General features: G+C 48.2%; 19 protein-coding genes. 11 read left to right on the top strand and 8 right to left on the bottom strand.

The window, feature by feature from the left end:
- The first annotated feature begins 178 nt into the window (after window positions 1-178).
- From HNQ56_RS05575 to HNQ56_RS05560, 4 genes are all read left to right on the top strand, one after another.
- On the top strand, window positions 179-1,111 hold the full coding sequence (locus HNQ56_RS05575) for an ABC transporter permease (RefSeq protein ID WP_429143626.1): 933 nt from the start codon (window positions 179-181) through the stop codon (window positions 1,109-1,111).
- 44 nt (window positions 1,112-1,155) lie between these two features.
- The gene (locus tag HNQ56_RS05570) at window positions 1,156-2,058 is read left to right on the top strand and encodes a carbohydrate ABC transporter permease (protein ID WP_429143624.1); all 903 of its coding nucleotides are present in this window, start codon (window positions 1,156-1,158) and stop codon (window positions 2,056-2,058) included.
- Window positions 2,059-2,151: 93 nt separating this feature from the next.
- Entirely contained in the window at window positions 2,152-3,777 is a 1,626-nt protein-coding gene (locus tag HNQ56_RS05565; protein WP_429143622.1) for an extracellular solute-binding protein, read from the top strand.
- 235 nt (window positions 3,778-4,012) lie between these two features.
- Window positions 4,013-6,574, top strand: a complete 2,562-nt coding sequence (locus HNQ56_RS05560) for a glycosyl hydrolase 2 galactose-binding domain-containing protein (RefSeq protein ID WP_429143620.1) — start codon at window positions 4,013-4,015, stop codon at window positions 6,572-6,574.
- 78 nt (window positions 6,575-6,652) lie between these two features.
- Here the strand turns inward: HNQ56_RS05560 and HNQ56_RS05555 are convergent, their stop codons facing one another.
- Both HNQ56_RS05555 and HNQ56_RS05550 read right to left on the bottom strand, forming a co-directional pair.
- Window positions 6,653-7,693 (bottom strand): hypothetical protein, encoded by a 1,041-nt coding sequence (locus tag HNQ56_RS05555; protein WP_429143618.1) that lies wholly within the window; start codon window positions 7,691-7,693, stop codon window positions 6,653-6,655.
- A 30-nt stretch (window positions 7,694-7,723) separates the two neighbouring features.
- Window positions 7,724-8,113 carry a PadR family transcriptional regulator gene (locus tag HNQ56_RS05550; protein ID WP_429143617.1) on the bottom strand — a complete coding sequence of 130 codons (390 nt, stop codon included), beginning with the start codon at window positions 8,111-8,113 and terminating at the stop codon, window positions 7,724-7,726.
- 373 nt (window positions 8,114-8,486) lie between these two features.
- Here HNQ56_RS05550 and xylA point away from each other — a divergent pair, with 373 nt between their 5' ends.
- Window positions 8,487-9,803, top strand: a complete 1,317-nt coding sequence (xylA, locus tag HNQ56_RS05545; RefSeq protein WP_429143616.1) for a xylose isomerase — start codon at window positions 8,487-8,489, stop codon at window positions 9,801-9,803.
- 101 nt (window positions 9,804-9,904) lie between these two features.
- Here xylA and HNQ56_RS05540 read toward each other — a convergent pair whose 3' ends face one another.
- Window positions 9,905-10,492, bottom strand: coding sequence for a non-canonical purine NTP pyrophosphatase (locus tag HNQ56_RS05540; protein WP_429143614.1), 588 nt, complete (start codon window positions 10,490-10,492; stop codon window positions 9,905-9,907).
- A gap of 354 nt (window positions 10,493-10,846) precedes the next feature.
- Here HNQ56_RS05540 and HNQ56_RS05535 point away from each other — a divergent pair, with 354 nt between their 5' ends.
- Both HNQ56_RS05535 and HNQ56_RS05530 read left to right on the top strand, forming a co-directional pair.
- Window positions 10,847-13,450, top strand: a complete 2,604-nt coding sequence (locus HNQ56_RS05535) for a WD40/YVTN/BNR-like repeat-containing protein (protein WP_429143612.1) — start codon at window positions 10,847-10,849, stop codon at window positions 13,448-13,450.
- 28 nt (window positions 13,451-13,478) lie between these two features.
- Complete coding sequence (locus tag HNQ56_RS05530) at window positions 13,479-15,551, top strand: glycoside hydrolase family 31 protein (protein WP_429143610.1); 2,073 nt, start codon at window positions 13,479-13,481, stop codon at window positions 15,549-15,551.
- 322 nt (window positions 15,552-15,873) lie between these two features.
- Here the strand turns inward: HNQ56_RS05530 and HNQ56_RS05525 are convergent, their stop codons facing one another.
- The 5 genes from HNQ56_RS05525 to HNQ56_RS05505 form a co-directional block, all read right to left on the bottom strand.
- On the bottom strand, window positions 15,874-16,386 hold the full coding sequence (locus HNQ56_RS05525; RefSeq protein ID WP_429143608.1) for a ferritin: 513 nt from the start codon (window positions 16,384-16,386) through the stop codon (window positions 15,874-15,876).
- A 138-nt stretch (window positions 16,387-16,524) separates the two neighbouring features.
- Window positions 16,525-16,716 carry a ferredoxin gene (locus HNQ56_RS05520; protein ID WP_429143606.1) on the bottom strand — a complete coding sequence of 64 codons (192 nt, stop codon included), beginning with the start codon at window positions 16,714-16,716 and terminating at the stop codon, window positions 16,525-16,527.
- A 129-nt stretch (window positions 16,717-16,845) separates the two neighbouring features.
- Window positions 16,846-17,496, bottom strand: coding sequence for a ThuA domain-containing protein (locus HNQ56_RS05515; RefSeq protein ID WP_429143604.1), 651 nt, complete (start codon window positions 17,494-17,496; stop codon window positions 16,846-16,848).
- A 21-nt stretch (window positions 17,497-17,517) separates the two neighbouring features.
- A complete protein-coding gene (locus HNQ56_RS05510) occupies window positions 17,518-18,975 on the bottom strand; it encodes a carboxylesterase/lipase family protein (protein ID WP_429143602.1) in 1,458 nt (485 codons plus the stop codon).
- A gap of 95 nt (window positions 18,976-19,070) precedes the next feature.
- The gene (locus HNQ56_RS05505; protein ID WP_429143600.1) at window positions 19,071-19,982 is read right to left on the bottom strand and encodes a LysR family transcriptional regulator; all 912 of its coding nucleotides are present in this window, start codon (window positions 19,980-19,982) and stop codon (window positions 19,071-19,073) included.
- Window positions 19,983-20,282: 300 nt separating this feature from the next.
- Between HNQ56_RS05505 and HNQ56_RS05500 the strand changes: the two genes are divergently transcribed.
- The 4 genes from HNQ56_RS05500 to rd all read left to right on the top strand — a co-directional run bounded on the left by HNQ56_RS05500 (window position 20,283) and on the right by rd (window position 23,214).
- Window positions 20,283-21,494, top strand: a complete 1,212-nt coding sequence (locus tag HNQ56_RS05500) for an MFS transporter (RefSeq protein ID WP_429143598.1) — start codon at window positions 20,283-20,285, stop codon at window positions 21,492-21,494.
- Window positions 21,495-21,566: 72 nt separating this feature from the next.
- Window positions 21,567-22,280 (top strand): SDR family NAD(P)-dependent oxidoreductase, encoded by a 714-nt coding sequence (locus HNQ56_RS05495; RefSeq protein ID WP_429143596.1) that lies wholly within the window; start codon window positions 21,567-21,569, stop codon window positions 22,278-22,280.
- A gap of 17 nt (window positions 22,281-22,297) precedes the next feature.
- The gene (locus tag HNQ56_RS05490; RefSeq protein WP_429143594.1) at window positions 22,298-22,846 is read left to right on the top strand and encodes a Rossmann-fold NAD(P)-binding domain-containing protein; all 549 of its coding nucleotides are present in this window, start codon (window positions 22,298-22,300) and stop codon (window positions 22,844-22,846) included.
- Window positions 22,847-23,055: 209 nt separating this feature from the next.
- Window positions 23,056-23,214 carry a rubredoxin gene (gene rd / locus HNQ56_RS05485; RefSeq protein ID WP_429143592.1) on the top strand — a complete coding sequence of 53 codons (159 nt, stop codon included), beginning with the start codon at window positions 23,056-23,058 and terminating at the stop codon, window positions 23,212-23,214.
- The last annotated feature ends 44 nt before the right edge of the window (window positions 23,215-23,258 follow it).

Here is a 23,258-nt window from a genome sequence, read left to right as displayed (position 1 = left end):
CCGAGATCATCGAAGCAGAAACAGCTTCGGTGGTTACGGGGAGCTTTTTGTCGTATAGGGAAGATGTTTTCCGGTTCTAAAAAATTGTATATAAATCCAAAGGGGAGCAGTTAAAGAGCCGTCCCTCTTGTGGTAGCATAATTACAGAAGCTGAAGAAAAGAAACAGGAGGATGCAGTATGAATGAAGTGGCGATAAAAAGGACGCGGGGGAAACGGGTTCTGAGGGATATTCTTAGAGATAAATGGTTGTATTTCTTATTGCTGCCGGGAGTTGTATTTTTTATCATTTTCAGGTATGTGCCTATGTTTGGCCTGCGGATCGCATTTCTGGATTATAATCCCTTTGATCCGCCCAGCAGCCCCTTTGTAGGACTGCATCAGTTTAAGAGGCTCTTTACCTCAATCTCATTTCCAAAGGTTTTCTGGAATACCTTAAAGATCAGTATGCTGAAATCCTTAGTAGGATTTCCTGTTCCGATTATTCTTGCGCTGCTGCTGAATGAGGTGAGGGTATTAAAGTTTAAGAAATTTACACAGACCGTATTATATCTTCCCCATTTTATTTCCTGGGTTATTATGGCGGGACTGATCCGAAGCTTTGTAAATCCTACCAACGGATTAATTAATGTTTTGATCACCCAGATGGGCGGAAAAACAATTGATTTCTTAACCAATCCCTCGGCTTTTGTTCCGCTGCTGGTATTGACGGAAATCTATAAGAGCATGGGATGGGGAACCATCATCTACTTTGCCGCTATCTCCGGCGTGGACGAGCAGTTGTATGAATCTGCCAGCATTGACGGAGCCAACCGCTGGCACAGGGTACGGCATATTACGCTTCCGGCAATCCGTCCGGTAATTATCATAGTATTTATTTTAAACCTCGGCAATATTTTAAACGCAGGCTTTGAACAGATCTTCCTGCTGTACAGTCCGCTGGTATATGATGTGGCGGATGTAATCGACACCTTTGTTTACCGGGCAGGTATTATCGGAAGTGATTATTCCTTCAGTACCGCGGCGGGGCTGTTTAAATCGGTGGTGGCCCTGATCATGATCGTGGGCGCCAACCGGATTGCAAAAACGGCGGGTCAGGAAGGCATTTATTAAGGAGCCCAGAATAAAGGACAGGAAAGGAGTAATTACATAACATTATGAATAAAACATCGAAAAAAAACCGCATCAAACAAACCACCGGAGGTAAGATTTTTTCAGTGTTTAATTATATCTTCTTTACATTGATCGCGGTGATTATGATCTATCCTTTCTGGCATGTTGCGATGCAGTCTCTCAGCGGGATCAATGAAACAGCGGCGGGAGGCATCTTCCTGTGGCCCAAGGGCTTTACCTTAAGCACCTACCAGAGCGTATTCAAGAACAGGGAAATCTGGAGGGCTTACGGAGTGACGGTCTTTGTCACCATAGCGGGCTCCCTGACCGGAACCCTCCTGACAGCCATGACGGCATATCCTCTTTCCAAAAGCCGGTTAAGAGGCGGGAAGCTGGTGATGTTTCTGATTATGTTCACCATGCTGTTCAGCGGAGGAATGATCCCCAATTACATACTGATTAAGAATTTGAAGCTGCTGAACAGTGTTTTCGCATTGATTATTCCCGCATTAATCAGCGCCTACAATGTAATTATTATGAAGAGCTTTTTTCAGTCAATTCCCGAAAGCTATGAAGAGGCGGCGAGAATTGACGGCGCCAATGATGTGAGGATTTTCTTTGGGATCATTGTTCCTCTGTCAAAGGCAACTATTGCAACCATTGCTTTATTCAATGCAGTTATGTATTGGAACGATTTCTTCAGCACCGTAATGTATATCAACAAGAAGGAGCTGTGGTCCTTGCAGGCATATCTTCGTAATATGCTGACCAACACCGCAGAGGCAATGAACGCCGTTGGTGTAAATATCAATATGACGCCTGCCATCAATGCGACAACCATCCGGGCCGCTTCCATCATCGTGGCGACGGTTCCCATCCTGGTGGTATACCCCTTCCTGCAAAAGTATTTTGTAAAGGGTGTTATGATAGGCGGCGTAAAGGGCTAAACGGTCATATCCGCAGAGTGGTATTTTAAAGAGAAGCAGTATCACGGATGCGGTTTGATATAGAACAAAGAATAAATATTATAGGAGGATTGTATGAAAAAAAGGTTGGGTAGCAGAATACTGGCGTTAGGCTTGGCATTGGTTTTGAGCATTGGTTTATTGACAGGATGCTCCTCCAGTGATCCCAAATCAACGGACAGCGGGAAGAAAACAGAGACAGGAAAGACCGATACGGCAGATAAGACCGATGAGAAAAACAACGAAGCTGCGCCTGAGGAGCAGAAGAAGATTGATGTAACCATCGTAACCATGCAGGGCTTTGTACAGCCGGACAGCTGGCTGGAGAAGCTTTGGGAAGAGCGTTATAATGTAAATATCGAGGTTCTGGTATTACCCGGCTGGAGTGACGGAGAAGCAAAGGTTAACCTTTTGATGGCCGACGAAGGGCAGAGACCCGACGTAATCTGGTGGTGGGGCCTGCAGCAGGAGTATAAGCAGTGGGTTGACGCAGGGCTGTTGATCGATGTCGCACCCTATATGGATAAATACCCCAACATGAAGAAATATTATTCCGAGACCGGCGATGCATTATTCTTCGCGCAGGAAGCAAACGGCAGCCTTTACAGAATCCCCGGCGATGTAGCGGAGGAATCCTGTACCGTTACCTTATTAAGAAAGGACTGGATGGATAAGCTGGGACTTTCCGTACCGACCACCATCGATGAATATAAGGAGGTACTGCGTGCCTTTACCTTCAATGATCCCGACGGAAACGGACAGAACGATACCTATGGCTTTACAGGAGAAGGCTTGAGCATCCGCAGCTTCTGGCCCTTCTACGGAGCATATGGGGCAAATCCCGAGAAGTTTGTCATTAAAGAGGATGGTTCTGCTGTATACGGCGCAACTCAGCCGGAGGTAAAGGAAGCGCTGAAGGTAATCAACGAATTATATATGGATGGTATCATTGATCCTGCCATTGTAACACAGAACAATATCAGTGAAATATTTGCAGGCGGCAAGTGGGGAAGTGTTTATCGCTGGATTGCAGCCATGAATCCTTCCGACGGGCAGGCAAGCGCATTAAAGGCCAACAATCCCGGTGCTGAGCTGATGGCAATAGAGCCGGTTGCAGGACCGAACGGAAAGAAATCCGAGTATTTTGCCGGAAGTGCATCCTGGTGTTATTTTGCCATCACCAACACCTGTGATGATCCGGAGCGCGTATTTGCAATGTTTGATGATCTGGCAACGGAAGAGCACTGGAAGGAAAAAGTATTTGGTATTGAGGGTGAGCATTATGCCATCGAGGACGGCGTATTCAAGAGCCTTCTGGCTGACGGTCAGAACGAAGCGGATAATATCGGCCTGGGACTGTTCAAGGATCTGTTCGCAAGAAAGGACGGCGCCAACATCGTAAATACTCCTGAGGTTATCTCCCTCTTTGAGAAATCCATCGGCTATGCACAGGTAGTCAAGGAAACAAGCATTGAATTCAAGAGCGCAAACCGTCCTGTTTGGAAGCAGTACGGCGGAGAGCTGCAGGCATTACGTGACCAGTATCTCTATGGTATCATTTCCGGTGCAATGCCCATCGATGCCTTTGATGAATTTGTTGAGAAATTCTATGCAATCGGCGGAAAAGAAGTGGAGGCAGAAGCAGCAGAGCTCTATAAGGAGCAGATTGCTGAGTATGAGACCTACAAAAGCAAAAAATAAGGAACAGGAATTACCATAATGGTATAACGGGCTTCCCTTCATACGGGTTGGAAGGCATAAGAGAAGATGCCCTTTCCATCCGGTATGAGGGAGCCCTCCTTGTTTATTGCAGCGCTTATTACGGCGTTTATTACAGCAATTATTACAGCAGTTAGTACAGCAATTATTACAGCGGTACTGACAGGATGGATGACTTATAGCGGATAACTTATAATTTAAGAAACGGAGGCAGCTAATGATAAGAAAAAAATTAAGTGATCATTGGAGACTGAGAGGAGAGTTTCTGGATGTGGCAGCGGCGGATGTGAAGGAGGTGACGGAACGGGAAGAAGGAACCTTTGGGATAGAATTCTCCAGCAAGGGGCCGATTCCCTTTCCTCACCGCTGCGGATACCTGGAGGCCGTAGTGCCGGGGGATGTAGTGGATACCCTTCTTCGGCACGGGCTTATGAAAGATCCGCTGTTAAAGGATAATTCAAAGGAAGCTCTGTGGGTGAAGGATCTGTCCTGGTGGTATATCAGGGAATTCCATGTGGAGGAGGAAATGCTGGAGAAGGAAGAGGTCAGACTCTTTCTGGAACAGCTGGATTATAATGCGGATATTATAATTAACCATCATTTTGTGGAGAAGCATAAGAATACCTTTGTTTCTTTTTATCAAAATGTGAAAAGATTTCTGAAGCCGGGGAAAAACCAGCTGGTAATCCGGCTGACCTCCGGGGTGGAGGAATTTCATGAGAGGGACAGCATTTCCTTCTACGGAATGAACTCCAATCCCCTCTGCAATCAAAGAATCTATCTCAGAAAGCCCCAATATACCTATGGCTGGGATTGGTGCAAGTCGCTGCCCACCTGCGGCATGGGAGGGGAGATGTATCTGGAAGCCTTCTCGGGGGCAAGGATCGCAGCATTTCGCATGGACACTCTGAAAATAGAAGGAACCCGGGCAAAGCTCAGAATCTATTTTGAAATAGAAAAGCTGAGGATGTGTCAGGCAGAAGAGGTAACGCTGCATTATTCCATTCATGACGGAGACAGGGTATTATATGAGAGCAGCCGGGAGCATTACTTTGCTGGGGGCTTGAATTTTGTTGAGGAAGAAATTGAATTAGAGGAGATCGAATTATGGTGGCCCAATGGATACGGCAGTCAGAAGCTATACCAGGTAAGGGCTTATATGGAATATAAGGGTGAAGTCTGCCGGATGAAGGAGAGGGAGGCCGGAATCCGTACCGTAGCCCTTGATCTCAGCAAAAGGGAGGACGGCACCAGAAATTATGCGGTCTTTGTCAACGGAGTAAAGATATGGTGCAAGGGAGGAAACTGGGTGCCTGCGGATTCCTATTATCTCAGGACACCCATGGAAACCTACAAGACATTGATTAGTGAGGCCAAGGAAGCGAATTTTACAATGCTTCGCATGTGGGGCGGCGGGCTCTATGAGCCGGATTATTTCTACGAGGAGTGCTCCCGTCAGGGAATTCTTATTATGCATGATTTCATGTATGCCTGTGCCCTGTATCCCGACCATCTCCCCTGGTTTTTGCATCAGGCGATGCTGGAGGCGGAGTACCAGACAAAGAGATTGGCCCATTATCCCTGCATGGCTCTTTGGACCGGCAATAATGAGATCCATGAATCCATGGCGGAATGGTTTCCTGATCAGATTCAGCCGAAGCAGTTCTACGGCGCCAAAATATTTAACTATATTCAGCCGAAAGCGGTACGCGATAATTCCCCCTGCATTCCCTATGTGCCCGGTTCCCCCTATTTCGGCAGGCTGCCCAATGATATGGACGCCGGGGATTCCCATATCTGGAAATGGATGGGCCATGCGGAGGAGACGAAGATGAACTTCCGGTATGAGCTGGAGGCTTTCGACCGTTTGAAGACCAGATTCTCCAGCGAATACGGTTTCTACGGCGCATTGATGCACAGCTCCGTGAAGCGCTATCATGACGGAGAGAAGCTTCGGATGGGCAGCCCGGTGTGGGAGCATCACGGCGAATATCCCAGAAAGCATCAGGGCATTATGGAAGGAATCCGGAGGCACCTGGCGGAACCAAAGGAGAATTGTGCCGGGGATTATCTTCTGTACAGCGGTATCTTACAGGGATGCTTATACAAAGACCTGGCGGAGACCTTACGAAGCAAGGAATACTGCCAGGGGAATCTGATCTGGATGTATAATGACTGCTGGCCGGAGACTGGCTGGACCGTCATTGACTATTACCTGACCAGAAAAATATCCTATTATTTTCTGAAGCGTGCCTACGAGCCTAAGAAATTCCTGGTCAAACGCCAGGATGGATTGATCCGGTTTATCATTATTAATGAGAGCGGAGAAGCCTTGTCCCTTTCCCTGGAATACGGATATGTCAGATTTAACGGAAAGAAGAGCTTCACCCAACCGGCAGAGATTGAGCTGGCTGCCCATGCAAGGCATGAATTTTCTGTTCCTGCGGAGCATGAGGATTTCCAGAGCGGCTGCTACTACATAAAGGCGTTAAATCACCCGGAATTTACTGCGGCTTCGGAGATACGCCCTTATTACAGGGCGCTTCAATTACCGGAGGCCCAGCCGGAGATGACCATCACAGACCGAACAGGGGAATACGTAGATGTAAGAGTGGTGTCAGGCACCTATGTGCCGGTTGCTTATCTGGCCTGTGAAGATGACCGGATTCATTATAGCGATAATTACTTTGAATTGCTGCCCAATGAGGAGAAGCTGATTCGGGTATATCAGGCTGATGCCCGGATAACCCTTCATCAGCTGAGAATTGACCCGGAATAAAGACAGTGTCAGGCACCTATCGGAAGAGCGGTGCCTGACACCAAATCTGCTGGAACAGCCATAATAAAAGGCCGTAAATTATAAATTAAAGGGGCGGCTGTATTTCAGGGCCTTGATGACTGCAAATATGGTCTCCAGGATATAAATAATAATTAGGAATGCAACAAAATTAGAGGTTATTATATTCCAGGCGCTTGCAACAGAAAAGTCAGAACCCCAGTAGCGAAGCGCATCAAGCTGTGTTCCAAAGTCCGGATTCCAGACATCAAAGGCAGTGAAGGCAACCACTGTTAAAATTGTGCTGACAGTATTGAGGACGAAGGCAAATATGGCATAAGGAATGGAGTATTTCCTGTCAATCAGTTCCCAAATATTTCTCAGGAGGCCAAGGCTCATGGCGATCAAAAAAAGAGGCAGGGCCATTTGAAAGGCTTCCGAATTGAACAGCGGTATGACAGTACGAACGTTATCAGCATGATGATAGAATTTGAATAAATGCGGCAGCGAGGCAAAGACCGTGATGCCTATTGTTGTGAAGATAATCCCTGCAATGGGCTCTGAAATAGGGATTTGAAACTCTTTGACAGGGACAGGGGGAAGGGAGTCGGCATCCCACTCCGGTTCAAGATCCTTTATATTCATCCCATTCCGTTCTGCCAATGCAAAAATCAGGGTGACAAAGCCAAAAGCGGACAGAGCGGTATTGAATAAATTCCCAAGCCAGGTACCGATATAGCGATACCCTATACTGATCTCGGAAGTGAAAAGCTCCAGGGAGGTGGCAATGCTTATCCCTATCAGAGCTGCTCCCAGCACAATCTTTAAAACCATCAGGTAGATGGGGAAGCTCTCCGGGCGGATAAGATACCTGGAGGTATCCTGGTATTTCTCCGCCAGGTCCCTGGGGTTCCCGAGCTCCCTAAGCACTTTGTTCAGATCCTCCAGAGCAGCGGGAATACCTTGATTTCCAGACTCAAGCATATCGTAGATCAGGGTCTTTAATTCAATTTCAATATCCTTCCGGCTCGAAGGAGTCATATGCTTTGTTACCTGGTAAATGTAACGGTTCATTCTATCTTCAATATAATCGAAGTCATGCTTGATGGTATGTTTCTTCATTTCTTACATCCTCCTTATTAATTTAATTTGCTATTTTATTGGACTAATATTTGATTGCTGTTCCGTCTGGCCGGAATTCTGTGGAGTGTCCTCCATCAGGTGATTCATCGCTGTTACCATCTTATCCCATTCCAGTCTCAGCTGCTGATATACCTCCTGACCCAGCTCGGTGAGCATGTAGTATTTGCGCGGCTTGGCGCCTGAGGTCTCCCATTCACTTTTCAGAAGTCCCTGCTTCTCCAGCCGGCGCAGCAGGGGATACAGGGTATTGGCTTCCATGGGGATATCATTCTCGCTCAGATCCTGTACCAGGGAATATCCATAAGTAGGAGCGGACAGCCGGCATAGTACGCTCAGGACGGTGGTTCCCCGCCTCAGCTCCAGCAGGAGCCCCGATAGTAATTCAGTTTTATTAGACATAATAGCCTCCCTCCTATAATATTGTGCACTGTCACTTACTGTTGATAATATTATACTGTGTGACACACAATAATGTCAATAACAAAATCAAAAAATTATTTTTTACTTCTATACGGGATCTATTAAAACAATACTATTAAGTTTGTTTAATTAATTTACAAATTAGTTATTGTAATATTTGAAGAAAGGATTTATAATATAATAAAAGCGCAGTGAGGGAATGCAAGTTTACTTGTGATTGCCGAGCGGAGCGAAAAATCATGGACATGGTTGTGTTCATAATAACAAGATCATGAATGAGGCTTTCATTTATGATGGAGCAGGTAGTCAAGTACAGAAAAAGTAATTTATATAACAAAAGGAGGATATTAAAATGTCATATTTTCAGGTTGGCAAGATTGAATACGAGGGACCCCAGAGCAAGAATCCTTTGTCCTTCAAGTACTATAATCCCGAGGAAGTAGTGATGGGGAAGACCATGAAGGAGCAGCTCCGTTTTGCTATGTCCTACTGGCACACCCTCACCTATATGGGAAATGATCCCTTCGGCGGCGCTTCCATGCACCGTGCATGGGATAACACGGATCAGGAGATGGTAAAGGCGAAGGAAAGAGTACATGCAGCCTTTGAGTTCATGGAGAAGATGCAGATTCCTTTCTTCTGCTTCCATGATCAGGACATCGCTCCCAGAGCAGCTACTCTGGAGGAGACAAACCGGAGACTGGACGAGATCGTAGCAGTGATTAAGGAAGAGATGGCCCGCACCGGCATCAAGTGCTTATGGGGAACCACCAATGCCTTTGGTGATGACAGATTCGTCCATGGCGCTTCCACCTCCTGCAATGCCAGCGTTTTCGCTTATACCGCGGCACAGATCAAGAAGGCAATGGAGATCACAAAGGATTTAGGCGGTGTGAACTATGTATTCTGGGGCGGCCGTGAGGGCTATGAGACCCTGCTGAATACCGATACCGGCCTGGAGCTGGATAACCTCGCCAGACTTCTTCGTATGGCAGCGGATTATGCCAAGGAGATCGGATTCACCGGCCAGCTCTTAATCGAGCCCAAGCCGAAGGAGCCTACCAAGCATCAGTATGATTTTGATGCGGCAACCGTGCTTTCCTTCTTAAGAAAATACAATTTACAGGATGATTTCAAGCTGAATATCGAAGCAAACCATGCAACACTGGCGCAGCACACCTTCCAGCATGAGCTGAACATGTCCAGAATCAACGGCGCTCTCGGCAGTGTGGATGCCAACACCGGCGATCCGATGCTGGGCTGGGATACCGATCAGTTCCCTACCAATGTATATGATACCACCATGGCAATGTATGAGATTCTCCTGGACGGAGGCTTCACAAAGGGCGGCTTGAACTTTGACTCTAAGGTTCGCCGTGCATCCTTTGAGGATGATGATTTATTCTATGCTTATATTGCAGGTATGGATGCCTTTGCAAAAGGCCTGAAGGTTGCTGCAAGACTTCTGGAGGACGGCGTATTCGAGAACTTCAAGGCGGAGCGTTATGCCAGTTATAAGGAAGGCATCGGCAAGGATATTGTGGAAGGTAAGGTTGGCTTCAAGGAGTTAGAGGCTTATGCCATGAAGAACGGAACCAGCCCCAACAAATCCGGCAGGCAGGAAATGCTTGAGAGCATCCTGAATCAATATATTTTGGAAACAAAATAATGCGGGAGATTGTCTTTTCTATTAAGAAGAAAGGATAATAAACTTCATATAAGATAAGAAAGAGGAGCTGTGAGAAGCTCCTCTTTCTTAATCCATCATTCTTATTTGCTGCATTCGCATGTCTTGTACCAATCGGCGAACTGTTTTATTGAGGAATCTGCATTTCTCCGTCTCTCGTATGTCTCTTCTATGGTATATTGTGCGAAGGTTCTGCCGTCAAGCGAGTAGCTGGGAATAAAAACATACCATAAATCACTCCATTTTTCAGGATTTTCAATTCCAATCATTTCCTTTGAAAGCCTGCCTTCGTGATTGCAGTAAAAATATTCAATTTCATTGCCGTCATAATAAGCCAGGCATTCTTTAAACCTGCAATTTCGGTTTTCAATACCGTTCATTAATTTTAGTATGCCGTTTACACCAATGGTATCCAAGGCAAAATTAACAAAAGCCCTTGGAAAACCATTCAGAGAATCTATATAGAAGCCGGAATCCTGAGCGATACACGGCTGCCTTACCAGCTTGTAAGCTTGCATTACTTTTGACTTTGCTATTTCTGTTATGTCATCAGAACGCGGTTCAATCAATTCATAGGAATAGGTTTCCAACTCTATGTTCAACTCATCAAAATACTGCTGTGCAGTAGCGGCCTTTCCTTTATTGCCGGTAACAAAGGTAATCTTTTGCATAATATAGCCCTCCGAGGTAATTGTAGTAGTCGCAGATAAAAAGCGGCCCGGAAAATTCTGATTTCTTAATACTACCACAAAGAAGCGTAAAAATATAGTGTATTTTGGGGCAGCGTTATTAAAATGGAACCTATGCCGTATTTGATCATAACTAATCACTAATTTCAAGGATGAAAATGAAATAAAATGTAAGAGTGAATTTTTATGACAGCTATTGTACAATATGGGAAATGAATGTAATACTGGGGTCAGTGTGGAGTAAGCGAGGTATTAAGGGAGAGTCGGAAACGGGAACAGGGGAGCAACAGGAACAGGAAGTTACAGAAACAGGAATCTTATAAGGGAGGTATTTTTTTGACAACGAAGAATGGATTTGAAACAATACCATATGAATATCATCATGCACCGATACCGGGAGGGGGCTTTGTTACGGGCTTCTGCTTCCATCCGGGAGAGAAGGATATTCTATATGCACGGACAGATATCGGAGGAGTATACCGGTATGACTTTGAAAGGAAATGCTGGCATTCTTTGATGGATCATGTCAAAACGACGCAAATATGGGAAACCTTTCCCCTTTCTATCGCCATTGATGAGCAGCATCCGGATTGGCTCTATATCGCCAGCGGGGATTGGAAGAATAATTATCTGTGCCGTTCGAAGGACAGGGGGGAAACCTTTGAGTATTTTCCTATTCCGGCAGGAGTTCATGGGAATGCTTCCGGGAGGGGCACCGGCGAGCGGCTGGCAGTTGACCCGCATAATCCGGCCATACTTTATTTTGGCTCCCAATCGGAGGGGTTATTGAGATCGGAGGACTACGGAGAGCATTGGTCAGCCTTGCCCCTGTGTCGGCAAGGGGGCCGGACTGAGCAAGATATCGCCTTTGTGTGGCTGGCCCCCAGATCGGCCAGGGGAGACCGCTGCCAGACCATGGTGATCGCTGCCTCCGGTGAGGCGAATTCCCCGGGAGGAACGGTCCGGGGACCCAGCCTGTATCTATCCGCAGACGGAGGAAGGACCTTCCGTGTGATGCCCGGGCAGCCGGAGAATACATGCTATGGCAGTTATCCCGGCTTTGTTGGGCAAAGAGCCTCCGCCGCAGGAAAATACCTGTTTATCACCATGGCCTCGGTGGGATATTCCTGGAATGGGTGGAAGGGATATGCCTGTGATATGGGCGGCGCCCAATGGGGCTGTGTGCTTCGGTATGAATTGTCTGATACGGGAGAAGTCATGGATTATTCCTATATTACACCGGAGCTGGGAAATAGCTCCGGGATCAGCGGAGAGACAGCGGTGAAAGAAGCTGCTTCTGAAACAGGCGGTTCCAAAATCAGCCGGAAGGAGGCGGACGGAGTTAACCGAAGCACCGGCTTTGGAGGAATCTGTGCGGACCGGAATCTGCCGGGGCATATTATATGCTCCACCCAGTGCTGCAGCGTTGATGAGACCGTATTCTACTCCACTGATTACGGAGAGCACTGGACCACGGTCCTTCAAGGACTTAGAACAGGCCGTATGGATTATGAAGGGGCGCCCTATATGATGCCCGAATATAATAATCACAATAACCTGATCCACTGGCTGTCCGATATCAAGCTTGATCCTTTTGATTCAAACCGGGCTGTATTTAATACCGGTACGGGCATCTTCATGACAGAGAACTTGCTTCAGTCCCGGGAAGAGAAAAGCGTGATTTGGAAACAGTGCTGCAAGGGGTTGGAGGAAACGGTCCATCTGAATGTCTACAGCCCCCCTTCCGGTGAAGTCAGATTGATTGATATCCTGGGGGATCTGGGGGGCTTTGCCTTTACCGATTTAACAAAGCCCGCAGGCAACTCCTTTGCAGATGAGGAGAATCACCGCTATATTACCTGTCTGAACGCGGATTATCCGGATCATGAACCGGAGCGGGTCGTAGTGACCGCCAGGGGAAACTGGACGGGACACACCACCGGAGGACTGATTTTATCCAGGGATCAGTGCAGAACCTGGCAGAGGCTGCCGGACCCGAAGGGTATTTCGAACTATCTGGATAGCCTGATTGATACCATACGAAGGCCGAATAACAATTCCGGCTGGGCAGCCATCTCCGCAGATACCCGGACGCTGGTCTGGTGTGTGGCCGACGGACAGCTCCTGCCCCTGGAGGCGGTGGTATATTCCAGGGATGAGGGGAAGAGCTGGAAGGTTCCAAGAATTTATGATTTCAAGGGTAAACTAGTAAATACTAAACTAGTAAATATTGAATTAGTAAATATTGATTTGGAAGATGCTGAGTTAGTAAATGCTAGTTTGGTTGATGCTGGCTTGATTGACCCCAGCCTCATAAAGAGTTCCGCCGGCGATGGTCAGCAAGAAGACAGAAACAGCCCGAAAGCGGAGGAGCTTTGCGGACTTACCTTTAAGGTAATGGCGGATCGGGTAGATCCTAATGTTTTCTATGGTTTTAGCTCGGACAGCAGAATGTATCTCAGCACGGACGGAGCAGAGAGTTTTGAACAGATCGCAGTGCCGGAACATTTCCCTAAGCTGGAGCTGGGCGGTGTGGATAATATCATGCCGGCGGAAATACGGGTAGAGTCCGGGCGCAGGGGAGTGGTATGGATATCCACCGGAGCAGGCGGACTGTGGAAACTTTGTTTCCATACAGAGGAGGGATATGCTGATTTCAACCGAATCACCCAGGAGGGGGACAGCGTCTTCCGCCAGGGAATGGGAATGGCGGCATCCTTCAGCGAATATAAAACCCTGTACATAAACGGAATTCTTAGTGGAGAATACGGCTTCTACCGTTCCATGGATGAGGGGAGGAGCTGGCAGAGAATTAATACGGGACAACAGATGTACGGAGATATCCGAAGCATAGCGGGTGATCCCCGCACCTACGGAAGATTCTATATTGGAACAGGCTCCAGGGGAGTGTTATGGGGAGAACCTGTTCCGATACAGTAAATAATCAGGGAAAAGGAGGTAGTATATAATGAAGTATGAGGTGCAGAATAACCGCTTGATTGCCAGAGAGGGAGAGCAGACGATTTGGATCGAGCCCTGGGGAGAGAATTCACTGCGCATCCGCATGACCAAAGAGGCCCATATGGATCAGAATGACTGGGCATTATTCGAGACGCCCCAAGCCTGCAAGCCGGTGATACGGATAGAGAAGACGAATGTGGTAGAGCCTTGGTACAGGAACGCGCCCCAGGAGCATATGCAGAAATTCACCGTTGCCAGCATTACCAACGGCAGAATAACCGCCAGCTTCAACATCGAAGGCTGGCTGTCCTTTGAAAATGAAAAAGGTGAGCTTCTGACAGCGGAATATTGGCGCAACCGGGCACGGATTGACCGGTACGCGGTTCCCATCTGGGTGGGAGCCAGGGAATTAAAGCCCATTGCAGGAACCTCGGATTACCGGCTGACAGCCCGGTTTGAGGCATTTGAGGATGAAAAAATCTACGGCATGGGCCAGTACCAGGAGGGTAACCTGAACAAAAAGGGAGCGGTTCTGGAGCTGGCACAGAGAAACAGCCAGGCCAGCGTTCCATTTATGGTGTCCAGCCGCGGCTATGGGATGCTCTGGAACAATCCGGCGGTGGGCAGTGTGGTCTTCGGAACCAATAAAACGGAATGGATCGCAGAAAATACGAAAAAGCTGGATTATTGGATTACAGCCGGGGATACTCCTTCTGAGATCGTGGAGCAGTATGCCGGGGTGACGGGCAGGGTTCCCATGATGCCGGAATATGGGCTGGGCTTCTGGCAGTGCAAGTTAAGATACCGGAATCAGGAGGAGGTGCTCCAGGTAGCCAGGGAGCACAAGCGCCGGGGACTTCCCATGGATGTCATTGTGGTGGATTTCTTCCATTGGACCAGGCAGGGGGATTTCCGTTTTGATCCTGTGGACTGGCCCGATCCGGAAGGGATGGTGGCGGAGCTGAAGGAGCTGGGCATTGAATTAATGGTCTCCGTGTGGCCCACCATCGATGCCGCCAGTGAGAACAGGAAGGCTATGGAAGAGGAAGGAATGCTGGTGCGGACGGACCGGGGGATGGGAATACATATGAACTGGATGGGGGAGACTGCTTTCTTTGATGCAACCAATCCGGCAGCCCGGCAATTCGTCTGGAACCGGTGCAAGGAGAACTATTTTGACAAGGGGATTCGGATCTTCTGGCTGGACGAGGCGGAACCGGAATACGGCCCCTATGATTTTGATATTTACCGCTACCATCTGGGGCCTGCACTGCAATGCAGCAATATCTATCCGGCGCTTTATTCCAAGGCCTATTATGACGGGATGAGAGCGGAGGGAATGGATAATCCGGTGAATCTGGTGCGCTGTGCCTGGGCAGGCAGTCAGCGTTACGGAGCCCTGGTCTGGTCAGGGGATGTGCATTCCTCCTTCCGCAGTATGCGGGAACAGCTTCAGGCCGGGCTCAATGTGGGGCTTGCCGGAATTCCATGGTGGACTACGGATATCGGAGGCTTCTTAGGCGGTAATATTACGGGTGCAGGCTTCCAAGAGCTGCTGGTGCGATGGTTTGAATGGGCCGCCTTCTGCCCCGTCATGAGGCTGCACGGAGAAAGGCCGCCCTTCCATCCGCTGAAGGAAGAATTCCGCAACGGTGTGAGGCAATTCTCCTCCGGCCAGGATAATGAGGTATGGAGCTATGGGGAGGATAAGCTGGAGATATTCTCGGAGTATCTTTTCCTGAGGGAGCGGCTAAGACCTTATACCAGGAGACTGATGGAGGAAGCACATGAGAAGGGAGCACCGCTGCTTCGCACCATGTTCTATGAATTTCCCGAGGATTCCCGGTGTTGGGAGCTGACGGACCAGTATATGTTTGGTCCGGATATTCTGGTGGCTCCGGTCATGGAAGAAGGAATCAGAGAAAGAAGCGTATACCTTCCGGCAGGCACCGTATGGATCAATGCATGCACCGGGGAGGAGCTGGAGGGCGGAAGATATGTGACCGCAGCAGCACCTCTGGAGAGAATTCCGGTATTCACCAGGCAAGGCTTTGATATTCAGATTTATCTGGTTTCTTAAAATTAGCTTATAGTAATTAACAATGGAATTTGCCGCCTTGTATGATATAATCGTATTAGTTTGATCGCTTATGGCATATAGAAGAGGCAGGATTATCTTATAGAAAGGCTCAGTTGATAAAAATCTTATATTTGCAAGGTTCTAACCAGACTTTGAAACATTATCCTCATGCTGTGGATTCAAAAGGGCTGTTACACCAGCAGTTACAACTGCCGGTGAACAGCCCTTTTGTGGAACATAAGAGCGGCGGCTCACACAGAGCGTGCCGCCCGTTGCTTCAATATAGACTCTAAGTACCAACCTTTTGATCCTGCAAAGCTTATTACAGCACCAGGGAAGGAGCGGAATATACGCGGGCCTTCATCTCGTTGTCCAGCATATATAGGCCCTTGGGATCACCGGCAAACAGGTCGAATTTCTTGACATTATCGTCGGCATTCTTCTCTTCCTCGCCCTGTTCCTTGATGAACCAGTCCAGGAACTGCATGGTGCGAAAATCCTTGCAGCGGGAGGCCGCCTCATAAATATTATTGATGGAGGCCGTTACAAACTGCTCATGCTCATAGGCAATGGCCAGGGGATCGCGGAAGCTGGCGTAGGTCTTATCCGGAGCAGCAATCTCAGCCAGCTTGACAACCTCTCCGTTATTCAGCAGATATTCACGGAAGAGAAGGGCGTGATCCCGTTCCTCCTGCATCTGAATGAAGAACCAGTTCTCAAAACCGTTGAGGCTCTGGTCGGCGTAATAATTAGCCATGTCCATGTAAAGATAAGCGGAGTAAAACTCCTTCGTAATCTGTTCGTTTAATAATTGTACTACTTCCTTGTTCAGCATCTGATATCATCCTTTCTTCTGTCTGTATTTTAAGTCCGCGTTTTCATTATAGCATATCCGAAAAACAGCTGTGATATGCGGCACTTCATAGCAGGATGCGCTCTTCTTTGGCCCGGTGCGAAATAATATCGGCAGATATTATTCCTCAATCATAATAACGGTTACAGGGCAGCCGTCCTCAGCTTCCTTGGCGGAATCCTCGGCATCGGCGGGTACGGGAGTGGTGTAAACCTCTGCAAGACCATCGGCATCCATACGAAATACTTCGGGGCAGGTATCGGCACACAGACCGCATCCGATACATCCATTACGTTCAACAAATGCTTTCATGAAAATTCCTCCATTTCAATTCATTGTATATAATCGATGTTTTCATGAGCAAATAGGTGACCTGCTCATTACAGCCTTATTATACCATACTTGTATTGAATTGTAATGGATAATTTATTATTTCTGTTACTAATTAATAACTTCCCCGCACCAGTTTATCGCATTAATCAGAAGCTGCCGGAAAGCCTCCTGCTGCCACACACCCAAGGTATGGCCGGGGGTCAACACACACAGGCGGCCCTTGCCGAGACTTCTGGTGTAACCGCCGACCTGTTCGCCGCCGGTTTCTGAATAAGTCTTTAAGAAAACATCGGCGTCCGGCGCGGTTACTTTAATGATATAATGTTCATCCCGTATGGTAAAATCCTTTATGTTTTCCGTAATAGGATGGCTGGAGGTTACCTTCACCTCCACTGTACAGCGGGGAGGATGGCCCACAAAGTAATTTCCCACGAAATCCGTATAGGCTTCGCCCTCCTTGGAGGTATTGCCGGAATGCAGGGAGAGGAAGCCTCCCCCGTTTCTGACATACTCTTCAAATTCACGGGGACAGACCTCGGTCACCCCTTCCTCGAACCAGGGATTCGTATTGGAGGAGTTCACTGCATTTCCCTTACAGCACACAATCACAGAATATTTTGCAAGCAGCTCCGGTGTCAGGATATCCTTGGCGGTCTTAATTACCGTAAAGTGAAACAGGTGCTCAAGAGGCTTTATTCCCAGCTCTATAATCTCAGCCGGATGCCAATGGTCGTCACATAGCAGCAGAACATCTTTCATTTCTATCACTCCTCGGAATTCTTATTTAAAAACCTGTAATGGGAAGGAAGGATCAAAATCAAGCTCCAGATGCTCGGTATGGCACTCCGCATCGATCAGCAAACGCTCCCGATGCTCCTCGTCATAGGGCGGCCAATGAGGGACGATGCCGCCATTGGGATTGCCGGTCTCGACAAAATTGAGGATGGCATCCCGGAACAGTTGATCCACAAGCTTAGTAACCCCCGGATTTGTCTTGAATTTCTGGGGCAGGGTCCTTCCGAAGAGGGCTTCATTATCGGAGGAATGGCCTGCAATATCACCGCCGCTGTAATCCCAGCGGTAGAGCCACAGGGGAAGCTTCTGCTGTGTTAACAGAGAGGCAGTGCGAAGGTAAGCCTGGGCATAGGTGTAATTGGTAACGGCAAAGCCGTAGGCCTCCGGGTATTCTGCCTCGCTTCTGAGCCGGTCATAGCATTCCATAACCCGTTCGGCATTATCGCCGAATTTCCAGCGGAGCTTTTTCATGACCTCCTCCCTGCCGATATCCGTCCCATCGGAGCCCGGAGGAAAGAACAATTCTTCCTTCGTGTGCCCCATAATGACGGGCACTCTGGCAATATCACCGCTTCTTACCGCCGCCTCCACATCCAGGGGCAGCACGATGCCGTCTGCGGTGGGGCCGTAGCTTTCTACCTTAAAGTATACCTGGTTGGCCCGTTCCTGTGCCTGAACGATATCCTCCGCCGGTAAGGTCAGCAGCTTTGCCGCATCCTCCTCCCTAAGCTCCAGGGCATGAAGGAAATTCTTCGTCAGCTTTATCTCGGTCCGGATGCTCTTGATGGACTGCAGCCCTCCGCTCATGGCCACGGCGCCGTGAAACAGGTTCCTTGCCTCGGGAGCTGCTAGTAAGTTGATCACCGATTTAGCGCCGGCGGATTGTCCCACGATGGTCACACGGTCCGGATCACCGCCAAAATATGCGATGTTCTTCTGCACCCACTTCAATGCCAGAATCAGATCCAGCAGGCCCAGATTGCCGGAAGAAGCATATTTGCCGCCCAGCAGATGGCCCAGATATAAATAGCCCAGGGCGCCGACCCGGTAATTGGGCGCCACCACAACCATGTCCCGGCCGGGCAGCAGCCGGTATCCCTCGCTTCCCAGCTCTGAATTGGAGCCCTCTATATGACCGCCGCCATAGATGTTAAATAAAACCGGACGTTTTTTGTTATCGATATTCGGGGTCCATACATTAAGATTGAGGCAGTCCTCGCCGTATACCGCCAGATGACGGTCCAGGCACCAGGGAGGGGGCATTTGTATAGGACGGGGGCCGTAACAGGTACAGTCCAGGGCTCCGAACCAGTCCTCACAGGGCTCGGGAGGCTGGAAGCGCAGCTCTGCCAGGGGAGGCTTTGCATAAGGGATGCCCTTGAAGGAAATGCATCCATGTTCCCGCATTCCCCGTATAATTCCATTTGATATTCTGAGATCCATAATAAATATGCTCCTTTTCGTATGATCGCCTGCCGGATGAAATGAATCCATTTGCTTCGATGATAAACGAATTGCAGCGGCAAGTATAATATATTTTAGGTTATGGAACTCATATCCTGAGCGTTATGCTTGTGAAGGTGTTCATAGAAGAAATCGATACAATGCTGCTTAAAAAGCATACAGGCATTGTTCATATTCTTCCCCCTTCTCCAGGCCAGATTCACGGTTCGTGATGCATAGGGCTCACGGACGCGGACGAGCTTTATCTTTTGTTCATCGATTCTGCGGTGGGTCTCGGCGGGAATGAGGGAGACACCGGCGCCTGCCTCGATCATGGTAAATAAGGTGTTGATGCCGTCACTCTCAAAGATGATTCTGGGGGCAAAGCCCGCCATATAGCACAAGCTGTCCGTCAATACCCGGAGACTGGGGCCGTGGGAGAAGGCAATAAAATTACAGTCGGCGGCATCCGAGAGTTGGATCTCGTCCTTACCGGCAAGAGGATGGGAGGCAGGTACGGCCAGAACAATCTCCTCCGTAAGGAGGGGATAGACCTCCAGATTGGTATAATCCATAGGGGTCGCCGATATGGAGAAATTATATTCATCCGAATACCGCAGATCATAGCTTGTCTGCTGGTATAGATTGATTCTGATCTGGGGATAGGAGGAAACAAAGCCTGCCAGCATGCCAGGAACAAGGGAGGAGGCGGCAAGGACGAAGAGCTTGATATCACCGCTGGGTTTAGCCGAGGTATCCAGCAACTCGTTCCGGGCGCTGTCGATGAGATCCAGACCGTCCCGGATCTTTTCGTAGAACAGCTTTCCCTGGGAATTCAGATAGATATGCCTGCCCAGGCGGTCAAATAAGGGGACCCCCACCTCCCGTTCCAGATTAATGATGGTCTTGCTCAGGGAGGGCTGTGAAATATTCAGGCTCTGGGCGGCATTTGTAATATTCTCCATCTGCGCCACGGTACAAAAATATCTTAATTGCAATAATTCCATAGGCTTACCTGCATGCTTGCACATGTCCTTTGCGGGTTTTTATGATAGTACAATAATCAATTCTTATCTAATAGACTAAAAGATGATTTATCAAAAGTCAATCTTATTTCAGAAATTAAGCACGGCAATAGAAAATATGATTCATAATATAAGCTGTATAACATAGGGAAATAGATAACCCCTGGGGTATGAATTCTATAGATAATTATGTATTAGACCGGATACGGATTTTTGTTTAATATACAAAGGAGGTTCACTAAAGGGATACTGGATATTATATATTGCAGAAGGAGAACTATCATGAGTTATGCTAAAGAAAAGCAATATGTTCGGAAGCCGGATAATGTTTTTATTACTTTTATTATTATTTATCTCTTCTTTATGTCGGCAAGAGCGCTGTTCAATCCCTTTATCACCGTCTATCTCCAGGAAAAAGGCCTTGGGGCGGAAAAAATCGGCCTGGTTATGGGAGCTAACTCTCTGGTATTAATTCTTGCCCAGCCATTCTGGGGAATTATATCCGATAAGCTTCGTTCTGTGAAGCTGACCCTGGTAATATGCATGCTTTTGCAGGGGATTATGGCTCTTTCCCTAAGATATTGCAATGCCTTCCTTATGATCTCGGCTCTTTTCTGCCTGTACAGCTTCTTTTCCTCCCCGGAGGGGCCGCTCCTTGATACCTGGTGCTTGAAAAGCCTGAAGGAAAACGGCCTCCGCAACGGTGCGGGGCAGATGAAATTTCTGGGCTGCTTCGGATACGCGGCCTTCAGCATAGCCTCCGGCTACATTATAAATAAGTACAATACCGACAGAATACTTCCGGTATTTGCGGCGGTCTTGTTCCTGCTGGCCCTTTTCTTTTCACGGGTTAAAACCAATGCGCAGGCGGAAAAAGCGGTGCCCTTCCGGGAGCTTCATCTGGAAAGAGTATTTAAGGATACGGGATTTCTTTTGTTCCTGCCGGTTATTTTCCTCATGCAGCTTCCCCACAGGGCGGCATATACTTTCTATCCCTTATTGATATCTTCCCTCGGAGGGGATAAAATGATGGTAGGGTATACCAGCGCAGTAATGTTTGCATCGGAAGGCATCTGCATGTTTGCTTCAAGAAGGATGCTGGACCGGTTCAAAGCCCGCACGGTTATCATGATATCCGCGGTATTCTTCCTCCTGTGGCAGTTTATGTACAGCATCGCTTCCCTGCCCTGGCATGTGGCGGCAATCGCCCTGCTGGACGGTCCCTCCTATGCCTTCTTTACCCTGGGGGTTTTGTATTATCTGGATGAAAGAGCGCCGGTTTCCGTCAGGACGACGTATCAGACCATCACCTATGGGGTTTATTTTGGATTGAGCGGCATTGCGGGGAATAATCTGGGAGGTATGATAATATCAAAGCTGGGATTTCAGGCGATGTACCGGTTGGGCGCAATCACCATTGGTATTTCTATCATTTTTTTATACATACTTGGAAGGAAGACAAACGGAGAAAAGCAGGAGAGCAACAGAAAATAAAAATGAAGGGGGGACCGGGTTCATGCCAGCACTTTCCTGGCGATTTGTGCGGCAAAGGGCATGAACATAAATATGAAGAAATCGGCAATCATAACAGGAGCTGACCGGGGGCTGGGCTTTGCCCTGGTACGGGAGTTTCTGGAGGAGGAATACCTCGTTTATGCAGGCCAGTATCTGCCGGAATGGAAGGAGCTGGAGGAACTAAAGGAAGGGTACGGTGAGAACCTGATCCTTGTACCCTTGGATGTAACGAGTGATCTTTCCGTAAAAAATGCATACGATATCATATCATCCAGAACCGATTCCATCGATATCCTGGTGAACAATGCAGGAATATCAGCGTCTGCCGGTGATATTTTTGATCTGGGCAGTACGGACCAGGGCTTGACGGTGTTTAATGCCAACTGTTTGGGGGCCATGAGGATGGTGCGGGCCTTTCTGCCCTTGATAGGGAATGGGCAGGGTAAGAGACTGTGCTTTGTGTCCTCTGAAGCGGGAAGCATCAGCGTATGCCACCGGTCGGAGGGCTTCATCTATCCCATGTCCAAGACCGCACTGAATATGGCAGTCCGCTTATTGTTTGAAGAGTTAAATCCGAAGGGGTACACCTTCCGCTTATTCCATCCCGGCTGGGTGAAATCCTACATGTCGGGGAGGAAAAGCACGGCCGGGAAATTCGAACCCGAGGAATCCGCAGCGACTGCGGTCAGGTTTTTTATCAATGAGCTGAAGCAGGAAGATGTTTTGAAAATGTATGATAATGAAGCAGCGGTATGGCCGTTTTAGAGGAGGAGGGAAGGTTAATGGAGCTTAAAATTGCACTGGAAGGCCAGGCAGCTTCCTTTATCCGGGAGCTGGAGAAGGAATTTTCGCTGGCGGGGCACCGGATGGCCTCTCCGGGAGAAGAGGCGGATATGCTGGTGTTTTGCATCAATCCACAGCCATGTGAGGCTGCGGACTACGAGGCTTTATTAAAAGCCTATGAAGACAATTCGCTTAAATTATTAAGGGTGGTATCGGAATATCTCCCCCTGCTGCAAAAGGGAAAGAAAAGAATCTGCTTTGTTACAACTCTTCGTTCCAGTATTAATAATACGAGGGAGGGCGGTCATTGGGAGAGCGTTGTTGCGGCGGCCTGCAATATGGCGGTAAGAACGCTGTTTAACCGTTTGAATCCCCTGGGCTTTACCTTTCGCGTGTTTGGAATTGATGATTATGACAGCTTATCCGATGCCTCCTATGGGGTCAGCTATATGCTGCAGGACAGGAGCATGGAAGAGGAATCCCATCTACACTCCGACGAGAAAAGAATCGTGATCCGGGATAAATTTGAGAGAGAGTATCCGTGGTAAGCCCCCATCGGCATGGAACGGGTAAAGCAGTAGTTACAGGGCGGAGGCGGCTGGACGGAGGCCGCCCTGTTCCGGTTCAAAATCTTTGACGATTTATTATTTACTGTTGAGGTTTTAAGTAAATTATGGTATCATCCTATTATGTATGTAGCTTATGGCATAAAGCATAAGAATATGCAAATCTACTTAGTTGAAATGGAGGTCATAATATGAAAAAGTACGAATGCACAGCTTGCGGTTACATTTATGATGAGGCCCTAGGCGATCCGGACGGCGGAATTGCTCCCGGAACGAAGTGGGAAGATATTCCGGATGACTGGGTATGCCCGGTTTGCGGCGTTGGTAAGGACGCGTTTGAAGAGGTTTAAAGAATAAAAGACAAACTGTCTCTCCTTTGCGGGGAGGCAGTTTT

Source organism: Anaerotaenia torta (assembly GCF_050433395.1).
Taxonomy (GTDB): Bacteria; Bacillota; Clostridia; order Lachnospirales; family Lachnospiraceae; genus Mobilitalea; species Mobilitalea torta.
This window is presented reverse-complemented; position numbering and strand designations above follow the sequence as displayed.